The following is a 1,901-nucleotide window of genomic DNA, read 5'->3' on the forward strand; positions in this document are numbered from 1 at the left end:
ATACAAAAGAGGGAATTAGCGCTATGTTAGGTAATTTCTCGGTAGAAAGTGGGATTAATCCTAAGCGTGCTGAAGGAGACTACTTAAACCCTCCTGTAGGTGCTTATGGAAATTCATGGGACGAACCTGCTTGGTTAGCTATGGGCGGATCACAAATTTATGGAGGACGTTTTGGAAACATTCTTCATCGTGGATTAGGGCTCGGACAGTGGACAGATACTTCTGATGGTGGAAGACGACACACCTTGCTGCTAGATTATGCAAAACAACAAAATAAGAAATGGTATGATTTGCAACTTCAGTTAGATTTTATCTTTAATGGAGACGCCCCGGGGTCACGAACAGCGGCTGAAAATGTTGCAAAAAGTAAAGTTGCTTCAACGGTTCCAGACCTAACGACGTACTTTTTAAATGTTTGGGAAGGTAATCCAGGTGATAAGGTTGCTGAACGAATTCAAGCAGCTCAAAATTGGTTTACTTTCTTATCACAATCAGCACCGATTGTTAATGGTTCAAGTAGTGAGGTTTTCGAACAATATAAAGGGAAAATGAATCCTCTACCTACAGAAAAAGAAACCAAGGCAGGCCTAGGTTGGCCAGGAAATGCGTATGCGCCAGGTAACTGTACATGGTATGTCTACAATCGGTTTGCACAACTAGGAAAGTCTATTCACCCAACGATGGGCAACGCCAATCAATGGGTCAACAACTATGGACAAACGCAAGGGGCAACACTTATGCCCACACCAGAAAAAGGGGATGCGGTCATTTTTATTAATGGTGCAGCGGGCGCAAGTCCACAATACGGACATGTGGCGTATGTCGAGCATGTCAATAGTGACGGGACGTTTGTTATTTCAGAAATGAATGTCAGTGGCTTGTTTTCTATGAATTGGCGCGTACTATCAAAACAACCTGGTATGTACTTTATGCGCGTGAAATAAAGGAAGAAAGGAAAAGGTAGCAATAAGCTACTCGGTAAGAAAATGTATGATGAAGTGAGGATAAAACGTTACAAACTCATTGGAACAATCATTGGTGGGATTATTTTAGTCATGCTATTACTGTTTGTTGGTGTGAAAATTGGTGAACACAAACAACCAAAACAATTAGCCAATCAACAGGAAAAAACAGAAGAAAAAGAAACAATTACACCTGCGAGTGTAAAAAAATTTCTGATCGCCTATTATACAAAAAAAGACTTGGGCGAGAACCGAAACCGATATAAACCTCTTGTTACGCCAGGAATGTACAACGAGCTAGTTGCTGAAGAAAAGCAACCGGTTAATCAAGCCTATAAAGGGTATGTTGTGAACCAAGTCTTAGATAGGTACAAAATTTATATTGATTCAGAAAATAACGAAGTAATCAGTGAAGTTTCTTATAAAAATACCCAAAGGGTAAAAATAAACAATGATGACGGCGCCTTAAAAAATCAAGAGAACAAAGAAGCAATGAAACTAACTTTTGTCAAACAAGGATCTCAATATTTAGTGGATAAAATGGAGCCAGTCACCTTAACCAATTATCTACAAAAGGAATCGAACACGTACAAAGAAACAGAAGATTCAAAAAATGAAACAAAGGAGAAGAACTCGGATGACCAAAAATAAATTAGAAGACTTACAAAAGAAGAAAAGTCGTATGGAGAAAGAATTAGCAACGGCAAAGGGTCGCTTGGACACCTTGAAGCAAGCCGTGACGAAAAAAGAAATGGACATAAAACAATTAGAAGCTGAAATCGTAAGTACCTTACTAGTGGAAAATAATTTGTCATTTAGCGAACTAACCGCTCTTTTAGGAGAAGAAAGACAAAGAAATACTGAAGGATAAAGGAGAACGAATACTATGAGTTGCGGTGACAAACTAGAAATAGCTAAGAACGAAAGAATAAAAAATAC

General features: G+C 38.8%; 3 protein-coding genes. All 3 read left to right on the top strand.

What is annotated here, in order from left to right; all coding sequences use genetic code 11:
- A partial coding sequence (locus tag KQI94_RS15845; RefSeq protein WP_216454627.1) for a phage tail tip lysozyme occupies nt 1-944 on the top strand: 944 nt, incomplete at its 5' end.
- Between the two features lie 42 nt (nt 945-986).
- Nucleotides 987-1,613, top strand: a complete 627-nt coding sequence (locus KQI94_RS15850) for a hypothetical protein (RefSeq protein ID WP_125241160.1) — start codon at nt 987-989, stop codon at nt 1,611-1,613.
- Complete coding sequence (locus KQI94_RS15855; protein WP_010714398.1) at nt 1,600-1,833, top strand: hypothetical protein; 234 nt, start codon at nt 1,600-1,602, stop codon at nt 1,831-1,833. Before KQI94_RS15850 ends, KQI94_RS15855 begins: the two co-directional genes overlap by 14 nt.
- The last annotated feature ends 68 nt before the right edge of the window (nt 1,834-1,901 follow it).

It is taken from the genome of Enterococcus sp. S183_ASV_20 (assembly GCF_018919685.1).
GTDB classification, from domain to species: Bacteria; Bacillota; Bacilli; order Lactobacillales; family Enterococcaceae; genus Enterococcus; species Enterococcus faecalis.